Below are 3,080 nucleotides of genomic sequence, written 5' to 3'. Positions count from 1 at the left end.
CTGTAGCAGGTGAAAAATAACGAGAAAGAGGTATGAGCAGAAGGCTTAAAACCAATGCTGTGGCGAATTTTTTTATCATTTTTTTGAAAGACTTAAGCTCTGGTATAAGTATGCTGCTATTAAAAGGCAGTGTTATTCAGTGATAGATAATACGTTTATTTACAGCGCGAATCAAGTTTGAAAAGTATCACATGCATTTCATTTCTTTCACTTTTAATATATTTCAACAAAGATAAATAGTTTGATATATTAATATTGAGAATCAATCACATTCAATTTATTGATAATCAATATGTAAGAGATATCACTTTATTGTGATCATTTTGCGATATTTTGGTTATTAAAACGAAAAAACCCCCGCCATCAGGCGAGGGTTTTATATTTTGGTGGAGCTAAGCGGGATCGAACCGCTGACCTCTTGCATGCCATGCAAGCGCTCTCCCAGCTGAGCTATAGCCCCACGAATGGGTTTGGTTTAAACGGTTCAAATCTTGCTGGTAAAGATTTGGTGGAGCTAAGCGGGATCGAACCGCTGACCTCTTGCATGCCATGCAAGCGCTCTCCCAGCTGAGCTATAGCCCCGTACCGTGAACACCGTGTCGTATCGACGGGCGGCATCATATGAAACCCATTCAAGAGTGTCAACGGCAAATTCCTCTTCTGCGACTAATCGCCGAAAAAGCAAACAATACGGGTAAAGCTAATTGCATCTCATCCTGCTGTAGTTAATCCTGTCACAGTTTCCAGTAAATGGATCCTCTAAACTGAACCACTAATAACCCTTCTGTATTTAAGGAAAATACCGTGCTCAAGGAACGTATGACGCCAGAAGAGCTGGCGATAATTACCGGTTATAGTCGCCAGACAATCAACAAATGGGTTCGTAAAGAAAGTTGGCTCACCACGCAAAAACCGGGTGTTCAGGGCGGTAAAGCTCGCCTGATTCATATCGATGAACGTGTCCGTGATTTTATTAATAGCGCAAAGCGCATTTCTGAAAAACACATCAACTACCACGTTAATGACACTTCTCTGGAAGGCCTTTTGCTTAATTCGATGAAACAGATGTCGATAGCTGAGCAAGAAAAGTTATCAGCACTGCTTTTGCGAGAAGGGATTGCAGGGGTTTTAAAACGTTTAAGTATTCGTGATGAGTAAGACGAGTATTAAAAAGCTGGCGTCAGCCTAAAACCGTTCACTTAAGCCAATGAATGAGGGGTAACACCGGGATTGGGTTCCCGGAGGGACGCCAAACCCGGTGTTACCCCGGATATCTCGTTCATAAACTAACGGTGTTAGGTAACAGCCCGCTTTGAAGCAAAGTACTCTTTACAGCCGAATGCGTTACTGTTGCGCTTCGCGCTGAGCAATAAATTCCAGCGCCTGGTTGATACGCGCAATGGAACGTTGTTTGCCAATAGCGTGAACCGTGACATCCAGACCAGGTGACTGCCCTGCCCCGGTTACTGCCACGCGTAGCGGCATACCGACTTTGCCCATACCCACTTCCAGTTCATCAGCGGTTGCCTGAATCGCATTATGTACGTTCTCCGCAGTCCAGTCCGTTAATGCAGCCAGTTTGTCGCGTACGACTTCGAGTGGCTGACGCGCAACCGGACGCAAGTGTTTCTTCGCAGCATCAGCATCAAACTCACTGAAGTCTTCATAGAAGTAGCGGCAAGTTTCCGCCATTTCTTTCAGCGTCTTGCAGCGATCGCCAAGCAGTTTCACCAGTTCAGCCAGTTGCGGGCCATTACGGGTATCAATGTTTTGCTGCTCGATATGCCATTGCAGATGTGTGGCAACATATTCAGGTGCCATGTGATTGATGTAATGGTGGTTCAGCCACTGCAGCTTTTCGGTATTAAATGCGCTGGCAGATTTGCTTACGGTATCTAATGAGAACAGCGAGATCATCTCTTCACGCGAGAAGATCTCTTGGTCACCGTGTGACCAGCCCAAACGCACCAGATAGTTCAGCAGGGCTTCTGGCAGATAACCATCGTCACGATATTGCATTACGCTGACCGCACCGTGACGTTTAGACAGTTTTTTACCGTCATCGCCATTAATCATAGAAACGTGCGCGTAAAGTGGAACCGGTGCATTCAACGCTTTCAGGATGTTGATCTGACGAGGGGTGTTGTTGATATGGTCTTCGCCACGCACAACGTGAGTAATTTCCATATCCCAGTCATCGACAACCACACAGAAGTTGTAGGTTGGGGAACCATCAGTACGGCGAATGATCAGATCGTCGAGTTCCAGGTTACTAAATTCGATGGGTCCACGGATTTGGTCGTCGAAAATAACGGAACCTTCTTGTGGGTTGCTAAAACGCACCACACAAGGTTCATCTTCCGCGTGGTGTTCATGGCCGTGACGGCAGCGACCGTCATAACGTGGCTTGTCACCGTTCGCCATTTGTTCTTCGCGCAGCGCTTCAAGGCGTTCTTTAGAGCAGTAACATTTATACGCTGTACCCGCTTCCAGCATTTCATCAATCACCGCGTTGTAGCGATCAAAACGTTTGGTCTGGAAGTACGGGCCTTCGTCCCACTCAAGGCTCAACCAATTCATACCATCCATAATTGCTTCGATGGCTTCTGGTGTTGAACGCTCAAGGTCAGTGTCTTCGATACGCAGCACAAACTCGCCGCCGAGGTTACGAGCAAAGAGCCATGAGTAAAGAGCAGTACGAGCACCACCAACGTGCAAATAACCAGTTGGGCTTGGCGCAAAGCGAGTTTTGATTTTCATTGAACGGCCTTAATTACGCAAAAGTACCGGGAAACCGGCAAATGCCAGGGAATAAAGAGTGGGCAACATTCTACCACTGTGTGCTGATTCCTCAATGTCGATACCTTCAGTTGTCAGCAATCCTTATATTCTGGTGACAAATCAATCACCAATGGATATTTCCTGATCGCATTGATTATTTTTACGACGAACAAACAAAATCTTTAGAAAAGGCGTTGACTCATTTTCAACTCTCCCTATAATGCGACTCCACACAGCGGGGGTGATTAGCTCAGTTGGTAGAGCACCTCCTTTACACGGAGGGGGTCGGCGGTTCGAGC

Annotated in this window: 2 protein-coding genes and 2 tRNA genes; 1 reads left to right on the top strand and 3 read right to left on the bottom strand. The window is 46.3% G+C overall.

The features are described 5' to 3' along the window. Window positions 1–384: 384 nt before the first annotated feature. A tRNA-Ala gene (locus VJY99_RS17280) sits at window positions 385–460 on the bottom strand. A gap of 46 nt (window positions 461–506) precedes the next feature. Further along, window positions 507–582 (bottom strand) — tRNA-Ala (locus VJY99_RS17275). Between the two features lie 222 nt (window positions 583–804). Here VJY99_RS17275 and VJY99_RS17270 point away from each other — a divergent pair. Then, complete coding sequence (locus tag VJY99_RS17270; RefSeq protein ID WP_324120675.1) at window positions 805–1,158, top strand: YfeC-like transcriptional regulator; 354 nt, start codon at window positions 805–807, stop codon at window positions 1,156–1,158. A gap of 186 nt (window positions 1,159–1,344) precedes the next feature. Here VJY99_RS17270 and gltX read toward each other — a convergent pair whose 3' ends face one another. Continuing rightward, window positions 1,345–2,760, bottom strand: coding sequence for a glutamate--tRNA ligase (gene gltX / locus VJY99_RS17265; protein WP_324120673.1), 1,416 nt, complete (start codon window positions 2,758–2,760; stop codon window positions 1,345–1,347). Between the last annotated feature and the right edge of the window lie 320 nt (window positions 2,761–3,080).

The sequence above is a fragment of the Buttiauxella sp. genome, from assembly GCF_035271705.1.
Classification (GTDB): Bacteria; Pseudomonadota; Gammaproteobacteria; order Enterobacterales; family Enterobacteriaceae; genus Buttiauxella.
Note: the sequence above shows the minus strand (reverse complement) of the source record. Positions and strands in the feature narration are given on the sequence as shown.